The organism is Haloarcula japonica DSM 6131 (genome assembly GCF_000336635.1).
Taxonomy (GTDB): domain Archaea; phylum Halobacteriota; class Halobacteria; order Halobacteriales; family Haloarculaceae; genus Haloarcula; species Haloarcula japonica.
This window is the reverse complement of sequence record NZ_AOLY01000037.1, coordinates 373,477-395,733: the sequence shown is the minus strand read 5'-3', so window position 1 is coordinate 395,733 and position 22,257 is coordinate 373,477. Positions and strand designations below refer to the sequence as shown.

The following is a 22,257-nucleotide window of genomic DNA, read 5'->3' as shown; positions in this document are numbered from 1 at the left end:
CGACACCCTCCAATCAGTAGTGACAGCCGAGGAGCCAGCCGACCGAGACGACGACTCGGACCCCGCCACGGAACTCGAACTCGACGCCGTCTACGACGCTATTGACGCCGTCGGCCGCCCGCACCTGACGGCGACGGAGTTCTCCCGTAAAACGGACCTGACGCCCGACGAGGCGCGGGCAGAACTGGAGCATCTCGCCGACGACGGCGACATCGAGCGCCAGGACGTGTCCGAGGTCGAGTCTGTATGGTATCCGACGGACATCGCCGAGGTGACCGACCGCGAGCGCGTGGTCCTGTTTCCCGACCGGCGGGAGGTCGTCGTCGAACACCCCGAACAGTTCACGCGAGCACAGCTCTCGCAGTTCGCGCGCCTCCAGGACACCAACCGCTCGGGCGGCTACGTGTACGAACTCCGCGAGGAGGACATCTGGGCCGCGCCTCACGAGTCCCTAGACGACCTGCTGACGACGATGCGAGACGTGCTGGGCGAGCGCTCGCCACACCTCGAAGAGTGGGTAACGAGCCAGTGGGAACGCGCCCGGAAGTTCCGCCTGAAGACCCACGAGGACGGCTACGTCGTGCTGGAAGCCGACAGCGACGACCTGATGGGCAACGTCGCCCGGCCGAAACTCGACGACGACCATCTCCGGGCCCCCATCTCGGACTCGGAGTCGTGGGTCAACGAGGACGCCACGGCCGAAATCAAGCGCACGCTGTACGAGGCGGGCTATCCGGTCCGTGACGACCGTGATCTCGAAACGGGCGACGCCATCGAGATGGACCTTCGCCTCCGCCTGCGGGACTACCAACAGGACTGGGTCGAGCGGTTCACCGAGCAGGGCTCGGGGGTGTTCGTCGGCCCGCCGGGGTCGGGCAAGACCGTCGCTGCCATGGGCGCAATGGCCGCCGTCGGCGGCGAGACGCTGATTCTCGTCCCCTCGCGCGAGCTCGCGACACAGTGGCACGACGAACTGGTCCGACACACCTCCCTGACCGACGACGACATCGGCGAGTACCACGGCGGCGAGAAGTCTATCCGCCCCGTTACCATCGCCACCTACCGTACTGCTGGGATGGACCGCCACCGGAAGCTGTTCGACCAGCGCAAGTGGGGCCTCATCGTCTTCGATGAGGTCCACCACGTCCCGTCGCCGATTCACCGCCGGAGCGCCGATCTCCAGACCAAACACCGCCTGGGGCTGACCGCCACGCCGACCAGAGAGAGCGACGACGAGGAAGAGATATTCACGCTCATCGGCCCGCCAATCGGCACGGACTGGGGCAAGCTGTTCGACGAGGGCTACGTCGCCGAGCCGGAGGTCGAAATCCGGCTCGTGCCGTGGGGCAACGAGACCGAGCAGTCCGAGTACAGCTCCACGTCGGGCCACGACCGCCGGCAGGCCGCCGCCAGCAACACCGGGAAAATCGACGAGATCCGCTATGCGCTGGCCGAGAACCCCGCCGCGAAGGCGCTCGTGTTCATCGAGTATCTCGACCAGGGCGAGGCCATCAGCGAGGCCATCGACGCGCCGTTTATCAGCGGCGAGACGCCACACGCCCGTCGGGAGAAGCTGTTCGACGAGTTCCGCCGGGGTGAACTGAACACGCTGGTCGTCTCCCGCGTCGGCGATGAGGGGATCGACCTCCCGGACGCCGAACTCGCGCTCGTCGCTTCTGGACTGGGCGGGTCCCGCCGACAGGGCGCACAGCGGGCCGGACGGACGATGCGCCCCGCTGGTGACGCCCGGATGGTCATTCTCGCGACGCGAGGGACGACGGAGGAGGACTTCGTCCGCCGCCAGATGCGCCACCTCGCTTCGAAGGGGATTCGCGTGACGGAGACGGAGGCTGAGGCGGTCGAACCGCCCGAAGTCGAGGAGTAAGTCAGGGGTGCTGGGTGTGAGTCGAGCTTATTCCGTGTCGGTGTCGAGCCGGCGCGCGGTTTCGGCCACGTCCTGAATCTTCGCTGTCTGTTCTTCGTTCGTCGCCGCGAGGTCGTCAAGTTGTGCCGTCATGTCGTCGATGCCGCTCGACAGTTCGTCGATCATGCTGGCGACCTCCTCGGTCGATGCCGCTTGGTCGTCGGTCGCGGCCGACACCTCCTGTATGCCCTGTGATGCCTCGTTGACTGCCGAAACAATCTCTTCGAGTTGTTCGGCCGCTGTCTCGACCTGGTCGATGCCCTCCGTCACCTGCTCGGTCACGGTTTCGAGGCTCTCGACGGCGTCGACGGTCTCGTCCTGAATCTCCGTGACTGTGTCCTCGATCTGGTTCGCGTGTTCCTGTGAATCACCGGCGAGTGTCTTGATTTCGTCGGCGACGACGGCGAACCCGTCGCCTGCCTCTCCGGCGCGTGCGGCCTCGATGGAGGCGTTCAGCGCGAGCATGTTGGTTTGGTCCGCGATATCGTTTATTACCTCGACGATGTCATCGATCTCGTCGGCCTGCTCCCGGAGGCCGGCGATGTCTGAGGACACCGTATCGACGGCGTCGTCAACGTCGTTCATCATGGCCGCAGCCTGCTGTGCGGCTTCGTTCCCGCGTTCTGCCTTCCGCTCGGCCGACGTGCTGGTACTCGTGACTTCCTCGGCGGTCGAGGCGATTTCTTCGATTGTCGCGCTCATATCCGCGACCTCGCCTGCCACTTCGTCCATTGATTCGGACTGGCTCTCGGCAGCGGCGTTGATCTGTTGGTTCGTCTGGGCGACCTCCTCGGCTGAGGCGCTCAGTTCGTCGATAGGCTCCTGCAGTCCACTCTCGACTTCCTCCATCAGCGCTTGCTGGTCATCGATTGCTGATTCAAGGCGCTGGCTGTACGAGTCGATGTAGGTGTCCATCGCCACCTGTTGGTCGAGGTTCAGGAGTTTGAACACGGAGAGCGCCCGCGACTGCATCTCTTCGAGCGCCTCGTCCCGGGCAGCGTCGCCCGATTGTAGGTCCTCGACGATTGTCCGCAGGAAGTGTTCGAAGTAGATGCTGTAGGCCCCGAGATAGATCTTCGGGCCGAGGTCGAGCATGTCGTGAATCTTCCCGATTCGGGCCCTGTTCTCGAAGTACTGTTTGTCGTAGGTCCCGGTGACGAGGTCGCGGAGGTACTGCGACTGGGTGGTTTTAAGCTGGTCAACCGACTTGGTGGACCGCCCAAAAATCTCGACGGTTTCGTCGAACGATTCGAGGTGATCGTAGAAGTCGTCGACGACAGATTCGGCTCGGGCGTCCGTCTCGTCTGCCATCGCGGTCAGATTGTCGACGTCCGACTCGTCGAATCCAGTGAACTCCTTCCGCCAGCGTATCTCTCCGGTGTCAAGTCCAATACGATCAGTAAGCGTTCTACCGTCGACCTCTTTTCTGTCAGAAGAACTGATACGCTCTCGGGAGGTCTCACTCCCGTCCCGTAATCCCATGGCGAATCTCCACCGATACAGACCTTATATGTTCGCTCCCGATTTTCATTGTTGAAAGAGAACAGTGATAGAGACCTCAATATAGTGGGTAGGTCGCTTGTACCGCCCAGTCCTGTCGAACCGAACAACTGCTCGGATAGTCCTGCTTATAGACCCCTTCTCCGCACAAACGCTTCCCTGATTCAGTTGTGACCCGACACTGTCTTGCTGTCCGCCGGTTGTGCCTGGAAGATGGCGAAGGTCCCTCCGAGTTCATCGTCGACCGGTTCGACCGATTCGACGCGAAAGCCGGCTTCCATCAGTAGATCTGCGCTACGTTCACGACCGTGGAAACTCCAGGCCATGGCGGTGCCGGTATCCAGCCAGTCGTCGTTCGTACCTTCCCATGGATCGTCACCCAGCGCGGCTAGGAGTCGCCCGCCGGGCCGGAGCACACGCTCAAATTCTGAAAAGACAGTGGCGTGTTCGTCCTTGGGAACGTGGATGACGGCGTGGTAGGAGACAACAGCGTCGAACATATCGTCGGCGAACGGGAGCGCCGCCAGGTCACCACGGACCAGTCCGTCGGAGTCGACAGTATCACGAGCAGTACGGAGCTGTTCAGCTGAGATATCCAGTCCGATGGTATCGTGCTGATCGGCGAGAACTTCCATTGCCGGTGTACCCGCACCACAGCCTGCATCGAGGACACGACTACCATCAGGGAGGGCCGCTGCAAGCAATTCGACAAGGGTCCGTTCGCGACCGTTCCCGTCCCGCTTCTCAGCGTAGGTACTCGCAATTTCGTCGTACCCCTGGCGGACAATGTCTCGCTGATCCATACCAGCGGTGCTCGGTGGTGGCGTAAGTGCTTTCGGTCCGGTAGAATCACAGACAGCCGCCAGCGAACAGCGCCGCTCAGTCCTCGAATTTCCTCGGGTTCTGAGCTGCCTCAGCGACCCGAACCGCGGCAACGTTCTCCGGGACGTCGTGGACGCGAACGATGTCGGCCCCCCGTTCGGCCGCCAGCGTCGTCCCGGCGATGGTCGCCTCCAGACAGTCGCCCGCCTCCTGTCCGACCAGTCCGAACAGTGACTTGTGGGAGTGCCCCACCAGAATAGGGCAACCGAGTGCCTCGAACTCCGGGAGGCGGTCAAGCAGTTCGAAATCGTCCGTGGGCGATTTCCCGAAGCCAACGCCGGGGTCGACGATAATCTGGTCACGGTCGAGCCCGGCCTTTTCGGCGAGCAAGACGCGCTCCGTCAACTGATCGATGCAGTCCTCGACCACGTCGTCGTAGTGGATGTCGCTGTCGGGGTCGACTGGCGTCTCGATGGAGTGCATCACGACCACCGGTACGTCGTACTCGGCGGCGACGAGGCGCATCTCCGGGTCTTCGAGCCCGGACACGTCGTTCAGGATGTCTGCACCGGCATCGAGCGCTGCTCGCGCGACAGGGGCTTTCCGCGTGTCGACGGAGATGGCGACGTCAAGCTCGGAGAGCGCATCGATAACCGGGACCACGCGGTCGATTTCTTCCTCGACCGGGACCGGCTCCGCTCCGGGCCGTGTCGACTCTCCGCCGATGTCGAGTATATCCGCGCCGGCCTCGACCATCCGCTCGGCGCGGGCGACGGCGTCCTCGGCGGCGTTGTACTCGCCGCCGTCGTGGAAGGAGTCCGGGGTGATGTTGCAGATGCCCATCACGGCCGTCCCGTCGTCCCATGGATATACTGTCGACGTATCCGGCTCGGGCTGCTGGATAGACAGCGCTGACCGCAGTTCGTCGGCGAACGACGCGAGCCCGTAGGGCTGGCCGTCCAGTTTCCCCGCAAGGCGCTTGTACTGGGCCATCGTCGCCATCATGACCACATCGATGGACTCCTCGTCCTGACCGCTCAGGCCGGAAATCGCACATTCGCCGCCCAGCGACAGCAGTTCCTCCTTGAGATACTGTGCCTGTCGCGGCTGGACGCGGGTGTGCAGGACGCGGTGGACGCCCTTTCCTCGCATCCGCTGGGCCCCGGCCGCGGTGACGTGGGCGCTCTCGATGGTCTCGCGTGCCTCGGCCAGCGAGTCGACCTGTTTGGAGACCAGCGAGCGCGACCAGTTGGTCCGGGCCTCTCGTACGGCGTACAGCGACCCCACCACGAGGACCGCATCGCTAGACTCCGCCGCGTCGAGTGCGATATCGAGCGCCCCTGCAACGTCGCTGCGTGTCTCGACCGTCGCGTCGGTCGCGTTCTCCACTGCAGTCGCGACGACCTGGTGGGACTCTGCCCGGTCGACGTTCGGCTGGCAAGCGACGACGTGGTCCAGGTCCGGCAGCGCCGCGGCGATACGCTCGTGGTCCTTGTCCACCATCGCGCCGATGACGACGTGGAGGTCGTCGTAGTCGAACGAGGACAGCGTCTCCGCGGTACGCTCGATGCTCCCGGGGTTGTGAGCCCCGTCAAGGACGACCAGCGGCGACTCGTTCATCACCTCGAACCGGCCGGGCCAGTGGGCGTTTCGGAGCCCGCGTTCGAGGTCCGTCTGCGAGACGTCCGTGACCTGCCGACACAGCGTGGCCGCGATTCCCGCGTTCTGTGCCTGGTGTGCGCCAAGCAGCGGGAGGTAAGTATCGACGCTCCAGTCGGGGCCGTCGACCGAGACTGCCCCTTCGAGCCCCTCGCGACCGCCGTACGTGGCCGTCACGTCGGCGTCGTCGTCCTCGCCGACAGTCACAATGTCGTAAGCGACCTCGCGGACGGCTGCGAGTGCGTCGCCAGTCGTCCCGGTCACCAGCGGTGCGTCCTCGGGGGCGACGTGGGCCTTGTCGTGGGCGATTTCCTCGACGGTGTCGCCGAGGATATGGGTGTGTTCGAGCGTCACGGACGTGACAGCGCTGGCGGCCGGGTCGACCACGCTCGTGGCGTCGTATCGGCCGCCGATACCGACTTCCAGCACTGCGACGTCGACGTCTTGGCGGTCGAACTCCCACAGCGCCATCGCGGTCAGCGTCTCGAAGAAGGTGGGCGAATCGTTGGCCGCGCCCTGTTCAGTCACGTATGTTCGGATCGATTCGACGAACTCGACGAGCGCGGCTTCGGAGAGCTTCCGCCCGTTGATACGGATCCGCTCGCGCACGTCGTCGAGATGTGGCGAGGTGTACAGTCCGACATCGAGGCCGGCTTCCCGTAACGTTCGTTCGACCATCCGCGCGGTTGACCCCTTTCCGTTGGACCCCGCAATCTGGACGCAGCGAAGTCCTTCATGTGGGTCACCGAGCGACGATAGCAGGTCCTGCGTGGCATCAGTACCGGCTCGCGGGGCGAACCGGCGCAACTCGAAGAGGAAGTTCGCGGCCTCGTGGAACTCCATGGTCGGGCTATCGGAGCCGGTCGCTTTAGCCTGTCGGACTGTTGCGTGTCTCCGGCGTGAAGACGCCCCGAACGCCCGTTTCCTTACCAGTAGTTGGTAATCCGGTTTCTGTATTCAGCTACCCCTCTGAAACTGAAATGGCTGTATCGGTCAGTGCAGGTGCAAAATCTATCATCTCCGCCTAAGTTCGTTCGTGTACACTGCGAAGGTGAACAGTGGGCCAACAGCGAGGAGAAAAACTAATTGGTCAATAGCGGCTCCGATGATACTGAGCTGGAGGCCGATAATCATAACCATAATGTCCTTCTGTCTGGCGGCAGTCCCAGTCATACGATAGGGTTTTATTCATATCTCACAGGTGTTTCGGTTCATTTTATCAGTCGTTCAGTCTGCAGGCTCACTGAGCGGGCATTTCACCTCTACAGCTGAATAAAGAAACTATATTGGCAACTACTGTTACCTATCGCCACTACCGGTGACAACTACGCCTGTTCGCTCCGGTCACGCGTGGCCCACCGACCGAGCGCGCTCGACAGAATCAGGAACGCGGCACCCAGCAGCGGTGCCGGGTCGATCTTCGCTTCCGGACGCTCGTCCGTGTCTGTCTCAGTTGGCTCCGTCTCCGCTTGCTCCAGAGTGTCCGTCTCGGTCGCCGACCCGGCAACGCCGGCCGGTTCGGTGTCTCCACCGCTGTCCTGCTGTCGGTACTCGGATTCTGTCTGTGGTCTCTCTCCAGCCAGCGCAGTTTCCTCCGCCTCTGGAGTCGGCGTGTCCTCGGTCTCTTCTACCGCTGCTGGCGGCTCGAACTCCGTGTCGGTCGGCGACGGCGTGCCGACGGTCGGTTCAGCCGGCGGTGGCGTCTCGTTTGGACGTTCCGTGGCCCATTCCGACGTGTCCTCGTCGGTGCTACCGACATCAGTTTCGGCAGCGTTGCGACGGCGGTACCACCAGAGTCCGGCTGTCGCCGCGCCGAGCGCGATGAGCGACAGCCCCGTTCCGAGCAACCCCCACTGTCGCCACAGCGACCCGAGACGATCCGTTAGGTCCGGGCCGGAATCTTCAGCTCTATCCGGTCCTGCCGGTCCCGGTGATGGGGCAGCAGTAACGTCGTCGACGACAGCGACGCCGGGAACGGCGTCGAGTACCGAGGCGACGGCGTCCCGCTCCACCTCGACTTCAAGAAACGTCGGTGCGTCCATATTTGACCCGTCGTCGGGCGACCATGTAAAACCCGCTCAGTGCTATTCCCGGGCGGGTTCGTACTCGGTGTCGGTTGTCGTGGTTCGCGACAGTTCGGTCTCGATATCGGCAACGTCCTGCAGTTCTATCTCCGGGTCCTCGTCTTCGCCGAGAAGCGCCTGTAGTTCTCGCTCGTATTCGGCCTCGGAGAGTTCTCCCTCGACGTACCGGCGCGTCAACGCCTCGTGTCGCTCCTCGGTTGTCGGCTCCGGCGGTGCGAACACGTCCGAGAGGCCGAGCGATGCCAGCGGTGGCACGACGGATTCCAGACGGTCGAGCCCACCAGCGACCCGCTGGCTCTTCGGCACCGACGCCCGCCGGGCCAGCGCACGGACCAATGCGACCGAGAAAACGATGTCGACGCCCACAAGCAATAGGGTGCCAAGCAGGAACCCGGCGAAGGTCTGGATGACCGCGCCGCCACCGAGAAGCGCCCCGACTGTTGCGACGACACCGACGATTCCCAGCCCGATGGCCCCCAGCGTCGTCAGAACGACGGCGGCAAACAGAAGCAGCAGCCGGTTATCTCTCACCCAGTTCACACCAACGATAGCCGGAGGATGTTGAAATGGTTTGTGTCAGCGCTCGTCCTCTCGCGATTCCGGATCGCTTCGGGGAATTTCGTCGGTCGCCGGCACGTACGAGCGGCCCGAAGCGGACCACCCGCCCCAGATCCACTCCCGGATGGTGAGCTGGCGCTTGGACCCCTGATCCCGCGCTGTTTCGAGCCGTCGTTCGGTCGTATGGAAGTAGTTGACAACGGTCACGAGCACGACGCCGCCGACGGAGTTGCCGAGAAGTACCGGGAGAACGAACTGCCAGAGGCCGACGGACAGCGCCAGTTCGCCGATGAACACGAGGTAGAACATCTCCGTCGCGGAGACGACGACGTGGTAGAGGTTCCCGAACGGGATCGCCAGGAAGGCGATGTAAATCAACACGAGCCGGGAGATACTGTCCCGCAGCGAGTAGTCGACCCAGACGACGCCAGCGACGATGAGGCCGGCGAACACCGCCTTCGAGAACAGCGTCAGCTGTGATGTTGCGATAGCTTTCTGCGCGAAGCTGGCGGCGGCCGCCGCCGCGTCGTCGGAGAGAACGTCAGTCGTCGCCAGCGCGAGTGCGCCGAGCATCCCGCCGAAGACGTTCGACACCAAGACGACGATCCAGATACGGAGCAGCGACGGAATACTCGCCAGCCGTTCGAGGACGAGCGCGACCGGCGGGAGCGTGTTCTCGGTGTAGAGCTGGTAATCCCCGAGAATGATGAAAACGAACCCGAGCGGGTACAACAGCGCACTCAGTATCGGGTCACCACCGGTCTTCGCGTACAATGACGCGTACAGCATGAATGTGACCGTGATAGCGAACCCGCCCGCGATCCCGGCGAAGAACAGTTCACGGGTCCCAACTGTTACTTCTTCGTCTGCCGCGACGACGATGCGCTGGAATATCTCGTCGGCGGAGAACCGGTCCCGGATGACACTCCCACCCGCCGGCGCACCGCTTCGAGAAACGTCCACGGCATCGCGGACAGCCTCTTCCCTGTCTTCATTGTCTGCCATCGGTCGCTGATTCAGTATCCGGTCGCAAACCTCTTTCGTTGCCGATGGTCAGCCCGCCAAAGCCGCAGAAAAAGTCCGCAGTCAGTCGTGATGGAACCACTGATAGACTCGTGACGCTCGTCTATCGAGGAGCCGACACTCCTTCACTATTGCTCAGTCGTGTCTGAACGACCGCTGCCCGGTGAATACCATCGTCATATCGTGCTCGTCCGCGGCCTCAATGACGCTTTCGTCGTTCTTCGAGCCGCCGGGCTGGATGACAGCCTCGATGCCGGCGGCGGCAGCCTCCTCAATGCCGTCCGGGAACGGGAAGAAGGCGTCCGAGGCCATCACCGCGCCCTCGGCGTCCTTGCCCTCGGCGTGTTCGTCGGCCTTCATCGCGGCCAACCGGACGGCGTCGACCCGGGACACCTGTCCCATTCCGATGCCGACCGTCTCCGTCCCCTTGGCGAAGAGGATCCCGTTGGACTTGACGTGTTTGAGCGTGTGCCAGGCGAACAGCATCGACTCGATCTGCTCGTCGGTTGGCTCGCGCTCGGTGACGACTTCGAGGTCGCCGGCCGAGAGGTGCTGGGTGTCCCGCTCCTGGACCAGTCGCCCCCCGACGAGGGGCTTCTCGGTCAGGCTGTCCGTGACCTCGAAGTTTTCGTTTACGTCTAGCACCCGGAGGTTGTCCTTCTCGAACAGCACGTCGAGCGCGGCGTCGGTGTAGCCGGGCGCGACGACGACCTCTTTGAACGAGTCGATGATCTGCTCGGCGGTGGCGGCGTCACACTCGCGGTTCAGCGCGACGATGCCGCCGAAGGCGCTCATCGGGTCCGTCGAGAGGGCCTTCTCGTAGGCGTCGGCCACGGAGTCGGCGGTCGCACAGCCCGCGGGATTGGTGTGTTTGATGACCGCGGCGGCGGGCTCCTCGAACTCTTTGATGAGGTTCAGCGCGCCGTCGGCGTCGTTGTAGTTGTTGTACGACAGCGCCTTCGCGCCCTCGTTGAGCTGGTCGGCGTGGACGACGCTGGCCTCCGAGACGGTCGTGTCGGTGTACAGCGCGGCGTCCTGATGCGGGTTCTCCCCGTAGCGCAGGCTCGCCGCGAGGTCGTCCGAGACGATGCGACGCGCGGGGAAGTCGCCGCCGTCGTCGCCCTCGACAGAGACGGTGCCCTCGTCCCAGTCGATGGTCACGCGGTCCTCGGCGAACCATTCGATGACACGCGGGTAGGCGGTGAACTCGCCCTCGTAAAGCACGCGCTCCTTGAGGCTGTCCTCGTCGTCGTCCTCGAAGACAGGGATGGGTTCCTGCGTGACGATGGGGCCGCCGTCGACGCTCTCGTCGAGGACGTGGACGGTACAGCCTGTCACCTTCACGCCGGCGTCAAGGACCTGCTCGTGGGCGTTCGCCCCGGTGAAATTCGGCAGGAGACTCGGGTGAATGTTTAGCGCGGTCGGTGTCCCTTCGAGGAACGTTTCGCTGAGAACGCGCATGTAGCCGTCAAGCGTGACGAGGTCAAAGTCGTACTCCGAGAGCGCGTCGAGAACGCGCTCCTCGTGAGACTGGCGCGGTTCGTCCGCGCCGCGCTCGACGACTTCGGTCGGGATGCCGCGCTCGGCGGCTGCTTCGAGGACCGGTGCGTCGGCGTCGTTGGTCAGAACAACGGCGAAGGACGCCCCGCCCGGGGCGCGGTCCGCGATGTTCATGAGGTTTCGGCCGCGGTTGCTGGCCATACCGGCGAGTTTCATGTGCGACCGACGGACCGGCCCGTGCAAAGTTGTTGCGAAACCCCCGTCCGCCCTGTCGCGTGCGACCGGGGCACACCGAACTCCCGGCACCACTGCCGGTCCGGTGTGCATTTGTAGCCCGCCGCCAACTCGCTCGTATGGCGAAGCTACGGTGTCAGCGCGCGGGTGCAGTCGCCGCCGTCGGAGGTGTCGTCTGGATCGGCTGGGCCGTGGCGCTATCCGCGACCGCCCAGACTGCTACGAGTACGCCCGTCTTGGTCGGAACCGTCCTCTCCGCACTCGGTGTCGCGGCCGGCCACTACGCCGTCGAGGGCTTCTACGGCGCACGAATGAAGCGACCCGGGACCATCGGCGCGTGGCTCGGCGCGCTCGGCGCGCTCGTCTTCGGGGGCGGCCAACTGCTCCGCCTCTTCACTGGTGGCGGCGAGGCGGTCATCGGGATAGGCGTGCTCGTGCTGGTCAGCGGGTCACTGCTGGTCGCTGTCGGTCTCGTCAGGACGCGCATCCAGCCACCGTGGCTGGGCGTGTTGCTCGCCCTCGGGACCCTCGTGTTTCTCGGATTCGAGGTTCAGCCTGCGACGGCGACCGTCTACGGCCTTGCGTGGGCCGCACTCGGACAGGACCTCTACCGCTTTGACCCGCCGGACGGCCGCTTCGGCGACGCCGATGGCGATTACGGCTGGCTGACCTGAAGATTGCCCGCCGGCGGGACCGTATTTTCACTCTCTTTCGGAGGCGCTTCCATGCAGACGAACAGGGATATACTTGACACGTTTTACCGACTCTGGCAGCTATAGACGGATATCTGAGAGTAATCTTGACTTATTCTGTAAGAACTCCCATCCTCAAAACTGAGGGTACAATACTTCTCGACAACGAATTTATTGTAGTTTGAAAACCATAATCTTCATTAGTAAGATATCCAATGTTAATGCTGTAATGCAGGCAGTACTACTAGAAGAGTTTCAGGAACCGCTGACAGTACAGGACGTCGAACGCCCCGAGCCGGAGCCGGACGGTGCCGTCGCCGAGGTCATCGGCTGTGGCATCTGTCGGTCCGACTGGCACTGCTGGCAGGGGGACTGGGACTGGTTCGGCTACCGGCCGGATCCGCCACACATCCTCGGTCACGAGCCGACAGGCCGGATCGTCTCTGTCGGCGAGGACGTGGAAAACGTCGAGGAAGGCCAGGAAGTCGCCATCCCGTTCAACTTCGCCTGCGGAAGCTGTGACCTCTGTCGGAACGGGCGGGAGAACATCTGTGAGAACCACATCGGGCTCGGGTTCATGAACCAGGCTCCCGGCGCGTTCGCCGAGGAGGTCCACATTCCCAACGCCGATCTCAACGCCGTTCCGCTCCCGGACGGTATCGACGCGGAGTCGGCCGCCGGCATGGGCTGTCGGTTCATGACCTCGTTCCACGCGATGGCCCACCGGGCACCGGTCAGTGCCGGCGACGACGTGGTCATCCACGGTTGCGGCGGCATCGGGCTCTCGGCGGTCCACATCGCGAACGCCCTCGGCGGCAACGTCATCGGGGTCGACCTGATGGACGAGAAACTGGAGCGCGCGGAAGCCCTCGGCGCTGTCGCCACCGTCAACGCACAGGAAGTCGACGACCCCGCAACGGAGGTCAGGGATATCACTGACGGCGGGGCCGACGTGTCCGCAGATGCCCTCGGTATCGCAACGACCTGTCAGAATGCGGTAAACTCACTGCGTAAGGGTGGGACGCACGTCCAGATCGGACTGACCACCAGCGAAGAGGAAGGGATGGTGTCGCTCCCGACCGACGAGTTCGTCGCCAAAGAAATCGACTTCAAGGGGTCGCTCGGCCTCCAGCCGTCCCGGTACAGCGAAATGCTGGACATGGTGGAATCGAGCAAGCTCGACCCGACCGCGCTGGTCGAGGACACGGTCGACATCCATCAGGTGCCCGACGAACTGGCCGCGATGAGTGACTACAACACGGTCGGTATCCCGGTCTGCAACGAGTTCAGTAACTGACGACGCACCCACATTTTACCTGAACCCCCGTTTCTGTCCCGTTCCACTGTCACGCCACGCGTCGCTACTGTCCTGCGCCGTGGTTGGGGGAGAACGACACGCTTTTTCGCGCCTCCCGCGCACACTCGGGTATGACCGAGAGAGGGCCACTGGCCGCCGTCTCGCCGCTCGACGGCCGATACGCCCGCTACACCGAACCGCTCGTCCCGTACGCCAGCGAGCGGGCGCTGATGCGCGCCCGCGTCGAAGTGGAAGTCGAGTACCTCATCGCGCTTGCCGACCTTGACGCCACGCCGCTGACAATCAATGACGCCCAGCGCGCGACGCTCCGGGCACTGTACGAGGAGTTCGACGATACGGACGCGGGCGTCGTCAAGCAACTAGAAACTGAGGGGTACGGGAAGTATTCGGCGACCAATCACGACGTGAAGGCCATCGAGTACTTCATCCGGCTGGGGATGCCCGACGACCTCGACGCCGCCAACTGGATCCACTTCGGGCTGACCAGCGAGGACGTGAACAACCTCGCTCAGCGACTGCTCGTCAAGCCCGCCGCCGAGGAGGTGCTGGTCCCCGAACTCCGCGAGATTCGGGACACGCTCGTGGAGATGGCCCACACCTACGCCGACGTGCCGATGTTGGCTCGCACCCACGGCCAGCCCGCGACGCCGACGACCTTCGGCAAGGAGATGGCCGTCTACGCGTCCCGACTGGGGCAGGCCATCGGCCGCGTGGAGCGCGCCACCGACGACCTCTCCGGGAAGCTCGCCGGCGCATCGGGTACGTATGCGGCCCACGTCGCCGCCTACCCCGAGGTCGACTGGCCGGCGTTCGCCGAGTCCTTCGTTGCCGACCTCGGATTGGACCACGAGCCGCTGACGACGCAGGTCAACCCCTGTGACGACCTCGCGGTCCTGTTCGACGCGCTCCGGGGTGCGAACAACATCTTGCTGGACCTCGATCTGGACGTATGGCTGTACGTCTCGGACCGCTACCTCGGGCAGGAAGCCGTCGAGGGCGAAACGGGCTCCTCGACGATGCCCCACAAGGTCAACCCCATCGACTTCGAGAACAGCGAGGGGAACCTCTCGAAGGCCAACTCCGACCTGGTGTTCCTCGGCGACTACGTGACGAACTCCCGGCTCCAGCGGGACCTCTCGGACTCGACGGTCAAGCGCAACATCGGGGCCGCCTTCGCCCACTGTCTCATCGGCTACAGCAAGTGCCAGAACGGGCTGGCGAAGGTCGTCCCCAACGAGCAGGTGATGCGCGACGACCTGGACGCGACGCCGGAGATTATCGGTGAGGCCGTACAGACGATTCTCCGCCGCGAAGGGTACGCCGATGCCTACGAGCAGGTCAAAAAGGCCACGCGGGGCCGCGAGGTCACTATCGAGGATTTCCACGATATGTTCGCCGACCTCGACGTGAGTGACGATGTGCGGACCGAACTAGAAGCGCTGACGCCGACCGATTACACGGGCATCGCGGAGCAGCAGGCCGACGACAGCTGAGGGGCGCTGTCTGGCCGACACCGTTTTCGGGTCGACACGTACTCCGCGGCGAACGCAACTATCAGGAGTATGGCCGCCTTCGTTGACGATAGATGGTCCTCGGCACTGACACGCGAGTCCTGACGCTCGCGTTCGCCCGGATGGCGGACGCGCTGGGCAACTCGTTTCTCATCATCGTGCTCCCCCTGTACATCGCCAGTGGACAGGTGTCGCTCGCCGGTATCGCCGGCCAACAGCTATTCGGATTCACACTCCAGACGGAGACGCTCATCGGGCTGGTCCTCTCCCTGTTCGGCCTGCTGAACAGCTTCGGCCAGCCTTTCACCGGGCGGCTCTCGGACCGGACCGGCAAGCGCCGGGCTTTCGTCCTCACCGGGCTGGTACTGTTCGCTATCGGCAGCGCGGCCTACCCGTTCCTCTCCTCGTACTGGACGGTCCTGGCCGCGCGCGCCTTTCAGGGACTCGGCGCGGCCTTCACGATCCCGGCAACAGTCGCGCTGGTCAACGACTACGCAGCGAATGATGCCGAGCGCGGCGGGAACTTCGGCGTGTTCAACACTTTCCGGCTTATAGGGTTTGGCTTCGGGCCGATAATCGCCGGCGTCGTCATCACCGGCGGACTCGCGGCGAACGACGTGGTGACCTACCGGGTCGCCGGCACTGCGATATCCGGCTTCACCGCCGCCTTCGCTATCGCCGTACTTGGCGCTGTTGTGAGCTTTGCTCTCGTGTGGGCTCTGATTCAGGACCCACCGTTCGAAGCGGAGGCCGGAAAGGACCTCTCGATAGCGATTCTGGACCGGGACGGAGAGGGGCTGGATTCGGTGTTTGTCCTCGGTGTCGGCACGTTCATGATGGCGTCCACCATCGCGCTGTTTGCCACGCTCGAAGGTCCTATTCGGATGCGGCTGGACGAGTCGACGCTGTTCTTCAGCGTTCAGTTCGCCGCCGTCGTCATCGCGAACGTCGTCTTCCAGGTACCCATCGGCCGAGCGAGCGACCGGTTCGGCCGGCGGCCGTTCATCGTCGCCGGGTTCGTCATCCTCGTCCCGTCGGTGTTCGCACAGGGTCTCGTGACAGGCCCGTGGCTCATGCTTCTGGCACGGTTCGTTCAGGGTATCGCCGTCGCGCTCGTGTTCGCCCCGTCGCTCGCTCTTGCCGGTGATTTGGCCGGCGCGCGCGGGTCCGGAACGACGCTGTCCGTGCTGACGATGGCCTTCGGACTCGGTGTCGCTATCGGGCCGCTGGCGTCGGGTCTCCTGTACAACTTTGGGTCGTTCAGTACGCCCTTCACCGCCGGTGCCGCGCTCGCGTTCGTCGGACTCGTTCTGACGTACACACAGGTTGAAGAGACGCTGCACCTCGGGTCAGAGTCGGACCAGCCGGCCCCGCAGGACTGAACACGGGGACTGCGCCCGACTGCTCGGCCGGTCACTAACTGCAGGGACCGCTAACCGGAACGATTAGGATGTAGGATTCCATATAATGTGGTATGTTCACAGACCGCTCGGATGCGGCGCAACAGCTTGTGGCCGCGCTGCGCCGGCGGGATGTCGTCGGCGATATCGTCGTCACGCTTGCACCAAACGGCGTCCCCGTCGGCAACGTTGTCGCTGACGCGACCGGCCTCCCGATGGATGTCATCGTCATACAACGTATACGCGCGCCGAACCACCCGGGTTTGACTATCGGAGCCGTCGCGCCGGGTGGCTTTTCGTGGATCAACAGCCCGATGATGCGGTTTCTGGACGTGAACTGGGAGTACATTCAAGAGGCGAAGACGCACGCGAGCGACACTGTCGAGTCGCGAGCGGTCGACTACGGCGAGACGTGGGGGCCGCTCGACGTGGCCGGCAAGCGGGTCCTGCTGGTCGATGACGGGATTCCGACGGGTGCGGCCATGCGAGTCGCCACTCAGCGCCTGCGAAAGGCCGGTGCCAATGAGGTCATCGCCGCCGCCCCCGTCGCGCCGCCGGACGTGCTTGAGGAAGTACAGCGGTGGACCGACGACGTAGTCGTCCCGCTGAAACCGGCAGCGTTCCAGGCTACCTCGGACTACTACGAGGAGTTCGACAGCGTGACAGACGAAGACGCGACGACGGCGCTCTCCGATCTCGTCCAACGGCGGTCGGCGTAGGCTGATCCGTCAGGAGGCCGCCACTCAGACCAGTCGCTCGACCGTCTCCCGCACGGCTCGTGCCGCGGTTCGCACTTCGGAGAGGCGGACGTACTCGCGTTTCGAGTGGGCGACAGCACCCAGTTCGTCGCTCAGATCGCCAGGGCCAAACACCACAGTTGGTCCGTTGCTCGCGAAATACGAGGCTTCCGTCGCGGCTCCGAACTGTCGGACCCCGCCGCCGCTGGCTTCCTGCAGTGTGCGGACCAAGTCCGCGTCGGTATCGGTCGCAAACGCCTCGGGGAACGGCGTGTCCGGGCGGATGAGCTCGACGGTAAGCCCCATCGACTCCGGGAGCCACTGTTCGAGGTGGGCCTGCAGGTCCGCACAGAAGGACTCGCTGGTCTCCGGCGGGACGCTCCGTCGGTCGAACGTAATGGCGCACTCCGCCGGGACCTGATTGGTCGCCTCGCCGCCCTCAACCATCGACGGGGTGAGAATAGGGTGGCCAAGCGTTTCGTGTTCGCCTGGTCCTTTCTTCTCGTCGTAGCTTTCCATCGCCTGCAGTATCGGCGCGGCGGCCCGAATCGCGTTGTGGCCGCTGCCGGGGTCAGCGGCATGGGCACTCTCGCCGTGGATGGTGACGGTCCCCTCGAACTGGCCGCGAGCGGCCGTACACACGTCAAGGCCAGTCGGCTCGCCGACGATGTAGCCGTCAGCGTCGATAGTGTCAGCGAGGTGTGCACCGCCAGTCTGTGTCGTCTCCTCATCAGTGGAAATCGCCAGCGTGACGCAGCCGTCCTCAGGTGTCACAGTGAGGAACGCATCGAGGAGGGCTGCAAGCGGCCCTTTCGCATCACAGGCCCCGCGGCCACAGACGATATCGCCGTCCCCGTCGCCGCCAGTGCCGTCGACAGTCTTGTCCGGCCCCGGCGGCTCCCGCCGCCGTTCATACGGGAGATGCGGCGGCACGGTGTCGATGTGGGTGTTGAGGAGAATGTGCGTCCCGTCGGGGTCGCCCCGCGAGGCGACGACGTTTCCGAGATCGTCTATCTCCGGGTACTCACCGGCGTCTTCGAGCGTGTCGACCAGCAGCGAGCGCATCTCGTCGACGCGCTCGTGTGACGGCGTTTCGACGGCCCGCTGGTGGAACGAGGGAATGTCGAACGCCATTACCGTTCCATGCGGGTCACGTCCGCCAGCGTCTCGCGCTCGCGGACGACTCGGACCTCGCCGTCCTCGAAGGCGACCTCTGCCGGCCGTGGCTGGGAGTGGAACTGGTTCGCCAGTTCGTAGCCGTACGCGCCAGCGTTGCCGATAGCGAGCAGGTCGGTCCGTTCGGGTCGAGCAATGGGCCGGTCGGTACAGAACACGTCTGCGCTCGTACAGCAGGGGCCGCCGACCGACACCGGTTCGGCCGCCCGTTCCGGCGCGGTGACGTTCCGGATCGGGTGGTAGGAGCCGAACATCGCCGGCCGGATGAGCGTCGCCAGCGAGGCGTCGACGCCGATGACGGTCACCGCCGGCGTCTCCTTGACCGTGTTGACCTCCGTGAGGATGCATTCGGCGTCAGCGACGACGTAGCGGCCGGGTTCGAGTTTGACCTGCGCGTCGAGGTCTCCGACGGCGTCGCGGACCTTCTCACCGACGATTTCCATGTCCAGTGGCTCGACGGACTCGCGGTACGGGACGCCGAAGCCGCCGCCGAAGTCGACAAAGTCCAGGGCCGCGCCGTCGGCGATGACCTCCCGGCCCATGTCTGCGACCTTGGCGATGGCCCGGCAGTGATCATCTAGGTCGTCGTGGAGGACGCCGCTGCCGGCGTGGGCGTGCAAACCGACGAGGTCGAAGCGCTCGCGTACGTCGGCCGCGACTTCGGGCACCTCGTCGTAGGGGATGCCGAACTTGGCGTCTTTCCCCGTCGCGACTTTCTCGTGGTGGCCCGTTCCGATGCCGGGGTTGATGCGGATGGCGACCCGGCCGTCGTAGCCCCGCTCTTCGAGGCGGTCGAAGGTGTCCCGCGCGCCGGCCGTGATCGTCAGCCCGGGATGGTCCTCGGCCAGGTCGACGGCGTAGTCGAGGTCCCGGTCCGGCGGATTGACGGCCGTGTACTGGAGCGTGTTGGGGTCCGCGCCGGCGTCGATAGCCCGCTGGAGTTCCCCCCAGGCGGCACACTCGATGTCAGCGCCCGTTTCAAGCAGTTTCGAGAGGACGGCCTGCCCGGTGTGGGCCTTCGCAGCGTACATGACGTGGGCGTCGGGAAACGCCGTGGCGAACCGCTCGTAGTTCTCGGCGACGCGGTCGAGGTCGACGACGTACAGCGGCGTGCCGTGTTCGGCAGCCACCGCCTGCAGACGCTCGTGGTCCCAGTCCGCGAGGCGGCGGACCGGCGGCGAGTCGTGGCTCATTGGGGAAACCACGGTGTCGGCGGCTAACAAGGGTTCCGTTTCGATGCACACAGCACCCCAACCGCTTGCCATCTCTGCTATCGTGCGACGGTCGGCTGTGGAGGGTGCTGCACGAAACAACCGCATCAGCGCGGATACACTGGTGTGTGAGCCGTGCCTGTCGATCCGAGTCAGTAGTACTGCTATTGAAGTTGTTCCTAGTCACCCCCTGCGTTCTGCCGACCGTTCTCGAACGTGTACGACACCGTCGTTTGTCACATCAATGCGAAGTGGCACCTGTACCGTGTCCTGCTGAATCGCACCATCGACGGAGTCATCGATGAGTTGTAACAGATTCGAGGAACCGTAATTGACCTCCACACCGGCTTCGTCACAGGCGGCATACACCGTCTGTGGAATATCGTAGATATCGGTCCCGGCCTCGATGTCAACACGAACGGGTGCTGTGAGGGTGTTCGCGAAGGCGACTGTCTGGCGTGCCTTTTCGACGTTTTCTCTCGCATTACGTTCTATACTTGAAATATTCGCGCGTGACGTACCGAGTAAGTCCCCGATATCGCTCTGGCGGACATCGTTTTCGCGGAGCGCAAGCACCTCCGCTTGACGGCGCGTTAGCACGCTTTCGTCCGCATCAAAACCGACAGCAGCGAGCAGCTCGTCGGGATCGATTTGCTCATCCATAGCCACAGGTCGGCAGCCGGAGTGAAAATAACGTTGTTGCCAGCCGCGAGCCGGCATCCCTGATTGTACTACGCAGGGTGGCGTGCCGACCCTGAGCGACAGGCTGCTGACTGCCGAGTTCACTGTTCGGTAACGGAGACAGTGCCTGGCGACTGCCAGCGGGTCACGTCGCCGCTGGGGTGGCATGCCATGACAATCGATTCAGCGTCGTGTGACCGGGCGAACCGCTGTACGATGGCCATCTCGGTGAAGTCATCCGGGGCATCGATGTACACACGCCTGGTCAGCCCGTCCGTGTGCAGTGACACCCATCCGGCCAGCGCCAATTCGGTTTTGGGGTCCCGTGCCCCGTCACCGGCGTCGGGCACCACCGCTCGGTACAGCCGCTCGTGCATCCCCGATGGGACGACGTATTTCGTCCCGTCAGGGGCGATGGACACGTTAGCGGCTTCGATCTGTCCGGGCGGGACTTGCGGGAACGGGACCGTCACATCAATCGAGTGAGATATTCACCGTCTTCGTCTGTGTGTAGTGGTCGACTGTCTCCTGTCCGATCTCTCGACCGATTCCCGACTGCTTGTATCCGCCGAACGGCTGGCCTGCCGGGAAGTCGTTGTAGGTGTTGACCCAGATGTTCCCCGCTTCGATGTCTTTTGCACACTGGTGCGCCTTCGAGAGGTCTTCTGTGAGGATTCCTGCTGCGAGACCGTAGTCGACATCGTTGGCCAGCCGTATCATCTCGTCGTAGTCGCTCCAGCTGAACACTTCCTGAACCGGGCCGAAGATCTCCTCTTGGACCGCTTTGCTGTCGTGGTCAATCTCGTCGATGAGCGTCGGCGCGACGAAGCACCCATCCGAGAGGGCCTCGTCGTCCGGCTGGCTCCCCCCGGTGACGAAGGCCGCACCTTCCTGTTCTGCCTCCTCGATGTAGCCCAGTGTCCGCTCCACCTGCTCCGCGGTTACTTTCGGGCCGAGGTCCGTCGATTCCAGTAGTGGGTCGTCCACAGTCAGATCTTCGGCTGCAGCCGCAAGCTCATCCAAGAATTCGTCTTTGATGTCTTCATGGACGAACAACCGTGACCCGGCACAACAGCACTCGCCGGTGTTGAAGAAGATAGACGTAATCGTGGTCTCGACGGCCTGTTCCAGATCTGCGTCGGGGAACACGACGAGCGGACTCTTTCCACCCAGTTCCAGCGTCACGTCGGTGATGTGTTCGGCGGCGCTTTGCATCACCTTGCTCCCGATCTCTGTCGACCCGGTGAACGCTAGCTTCCGGATATCAGGGTGTTTCGAGAGTGGTTCCCCCGCTTCCGGGCCGAACCCGGTGACGACGTTGACGACGCCGTCGGGAATGACGTCCTCTGTAATCTCCATCAGTTTGAGAACGCTCAGCGGCGTCTCCTCGGCAGGCTTCAGTACGACAGTGTTCCCAGCCGACAGCGCCGGGGCGAGCTTCCAGGCCGCCATCAGCAGCGGGAAGTTCCACGGGATTATCTGTCCAACAACCCCGTACGGCTCCCGGAGTGTCTGAACGTGCCGGCTGTCGTCAGTCTCGATGGTCCGTCCCTCGCCCGACCGAGCGAGGCCTGCGAAATACCGGAAGTGGTCGATAACGAGGTCGATATCGATCCGCGCCTCGGTAATCGGCTTCCCGTTATCTAAACTTTCGAGCTTTGCGAACTCCTCGCTTCGCTCCGCAATGGCGTCTGCGATACCGTCAAGCATCGCCTGACGTTGGCCTGTAGACATATCGCTATACGTCTCGTCGTAGGCATCCCACGCGGCCGCAACCGCACTGTCAATGTCCTCCGCGGTGCCGGCCTGCACCTCCGCAAGTGTTTCACCGGTTGTCGGGTCTATCGTTTCGAATGTCTCCCCGGCGCTGCTCCGGACCCATTCCCCACCGATGTACAGTTCCCGCCGATCCGGCAGTACCTCGTTTGCCGCCTGTTCGTGCCGCTTCTTTATCGCTGACTTCCGCTCTGTGGTGCTCTGCTCTTTACTGTCACTAGACATATCTACGGCCGGTATTTACTACTATTAATACTTAAAGTTATGCGGTGGTGTAGTCATTGGCAATTACAAATAGCTGCCTTTTGGAATTAATGAAACCTATATTGGTTTCTTTTTGCCGATGCCAGTCCGATAGTCGAAATGATACACCACTGGAGGTCGTTACCTCGCTTGCCACGACACTCCCTGAGTGCGTTCTCTCACTCCATCGCTTCCGGCGTTCCCTCTT

At 63.6% G+C, this 22,257-nt stretch carries 18 protein-coding genes; 6 read left to right on the top strand and 12 right to left on the bottom strand.

The window, feature by feature from the left end; all coding sequences use genetic code 11:
* Positions 1 to 19: 19 nt before the first annotated feature.
* Complete coding sequence (locus tag C444_RS13245; protein ID WP_004593429.1) at positions 20 to 1,885, top strand: DEAD/DEAH box helicase; 1,866 nt, start codon at positions 20 to 22, stop codon at positions 1,883 to 1,885.
* 27 nt (positions 1,886 to 1,912) lie between these two features.
* On the opposite strand, the gene C444_RS13240 is transcribed toward C444_RS13245, so the two are convergent.
* The 7 genes from C444_RS13240 to purH form a co-directional block, all read right to left on the bottom strand.
* On the bottom strand, positions 1,913 to 3,406 hold the full coding sequence (locus C444_RS13240) for a globin-coupled sensor protein (protein ID WP_004593428.1): 1,494 nt from the start codon (positions 3,404 to 3,406) through the stop codon (positions 1,913 to 1,915).
* Between the two features lie 182 nt (positions 3,407 to 3,588).
* Positions 3,589 to 4,227, bottom strand: a complete 639-nt coding sequence (locus C444_RS13235; protein ID WP_004593427.1) for a class I SAM-dependent methyltransferase — start codon at positions 4,225 to 4,227, stop codon at positions 3,589 to 3,591.
* 76 nt (positions 4,228 to 4,303) lie between these two features.
* Positions 4,304 to 6,748 (bottom strand): dihydropteroate synthase, encoded by a 2,445-nt coding sequence (gene folP / locus C444_RS13230; protein ID WP_004593426.1) that lies wholly within the window; start codon positions 6,746 to 6,748, stop codon positions 4,304 to 4,306.
* Between the two features lie 482 nt (positions 6,749 to 7,230).
* Entirely contained in the window at positions 7,231 to 7,947 is a 717-nt protein-coding gene (locus C444_RS13225) for a hypothetical protein (RefSeq protein WP_004593425.1), read from the bottom strand.
* Between the two features lie 42 nt (positions 7,948 to 7,989).
* Positions 7,990 to 8,529, bottom strand: coding sequence for a hypothetical protein (locus C444_RS13220; protein WP_004593424.1), 540 nt, complete (start codon positions 8,527 to 8,529; stop codon positions 7,990 to 7,992).
* 36 nt (positions 8,530 to 8,565) lie between these two features.
* Entirely contained in the window at positions 8,566 to 9,552 is a 987-nt protein-coding gene (locus C444_RS13215) for a formate/nitrite transporter family protein (RefSeq protein WP_004593423.1), read from the bottom strand.
* A 153-nt stretch (positions 9,553 to 9,705) separates the two neighbouring features.
* Positions 9,706 to 11,286 carry a bifunctional phosphoribosylaminoimidazolecarboxamide formyltransferase/IMP cyclohydrolase gene (gene purH, locus C444_RS13210; protein ID WP_004593422.1) on the bottom strand — a complete coding sequence of 527 codons (1,581 nt, stop codon included), beginning with the start codon at positions 11,284 to 11,286 and terminating at the stop codon, positions 9,706 to 9,708.
* A gap of 137 nt (positions 11,287 to 11,423) precedes the next feature.
* Between purH and C444_RS13205 the strand changes: the two genes are divergently transcribed.
* From C444_RS13205 to C444_RS13185, 5 genes are all read left to right on the top strand, one after another.
* The gene (locus tag C444_RS13205; protein WP_004593421.1) at positions 11,424 to 11,978 is read left to right on the top strand and encodes a hypothetical protein; all 555 of its coding nucleotides are present in this window, start codon (positions 11,424 to 11,426) and stop codon (positions 11,976 to 11,978) included.
* 247 nt (positions 11,979 to 12,225) lie between these two features.
* Positions 12,226 to 13,293 carry a zinc-dependent alcohol dehydrogenase family protein gene (locus tag C444_RS13200; RefSeq protein WP_004593420.1) on the top strand — a complete coding sequence of 356 codons (1,068 nt, stop codon included), beginning with the start codon at positions 12,226 to 12,228 and terminating at the stop codon, positions 13,291 to 13,293.
* Positions 13,294 to 13,424: 131 nt separating this feature from the next.
* The gene (gene purB / locus C444_RS13195) at positions 13,425 to 14,807 is read left to right on the top strand and encodes an adenylosuccinate lyase (protein ID WP_004593419.1); all 1,383 of its coding nucleotides are present in this window, start codon (positions 13,425 to 13,427) and stop codon (positions 14,805 to 14,807) included.
* A gap of 92 nt (positions 14,808 to 14,899) precedes the next feature.
* Positions 14,900 to 16,207: an MFS transporter gene (locus C444_RS13190; RefSeq protein WP_004593418.1), complete on the top strand. Its 1,308-nt coding sequence runs from the start codon at positions 14,900 to 14,902 to the stop codon at positions 16,205 to 16,207.
* A 92-nt stretch (positions 16,208 to 16,299) separates the two neighbouring features.
* The gene (locus C444_RS13185; protein ID WP_004593417.1) at positions 16,300 to 16,944 is read left to right on the top strand and encodes a phosphoribosyltransferase; all 645 of its coding nucleotides are present in this window, start codon (positions 16,300 to 16,302) and stop codon (positions 16,942 to 16,944) included.
* Positions 16,945 to 16,968: 24 nt separating this feature from the next.
* On the opposite strand, the gene C444_RS13180 is transcribed toward C444_RS13185, so the two are convergent.
* From C444_RS13180 to C444_RS13160, 5 genes are all read right to left on the bottom strand, one after another.
* On the bottom strand, positions 16,969 to 18,096 hold the full coding sequence (locus tag C444_RS13180; RefSeq protein WP_004593416.1) for a M20 family metallopeptidase: 1,128 nt from the start codon (positions 18,094 to 18,096) through the stop codon (positions 16,969 to 16,971).
* Positions 18,096 to 19,331, bottom strand: a complete 1,236-nt coding sequence (gene lysA, locus C444_RS13175) for a diaminopimelate decarboxylase (RefSeq protein ID WP_004593415.1) — start codon at positions 19,329 to 19,331, stop codon at positions 18,096 to 18,098. The genes C444_RS13180 and lysA overlap by 1 nt, the downstream gene beginning before the upstream one ends.
* Before the next feature lie 201 nt (positions 19,332 to 19,532).
* Positions 19,533 to 20,012, bottom strand: coding sequence for a Tfx family DNA-binding protein (locus C444_RS13170; protein ID WP_004593414.1), 480 nt, complete (start codon positions 20,010 to 20,012; stop codon positions 19,533 to 19,535).
* 119 nt (positions 20,013 to 20,131) lie between these two features.
* Positions 20,132 to 20,503 (bottom strand): hypothetical protein, encoded by a 372-nt coding sequence (locus tag C444_RS13165; RefSeq protein ID WP_004593413.1) that lies wholly within the window; start codon positions 20,501 to 20,503, stop codon positions 20,132 to 20,134.
* Position 20,504: 1 nt separating this feature from the next.
* Positions 20,505 to 22,031: an aldehyde dehydrogenase family protein gene (locus C444_RS13160; RefSeq protein ID WP_004593412.1), complete on the bottom strand. Its 1,527-nt coding sequence runs from the start codon at positions 22,029 to 22,031 to the stop codon at positions 20,505 to 20,507.
* Positions 22,032 to 22,257 lie beyond the last annotated feature (226 nt).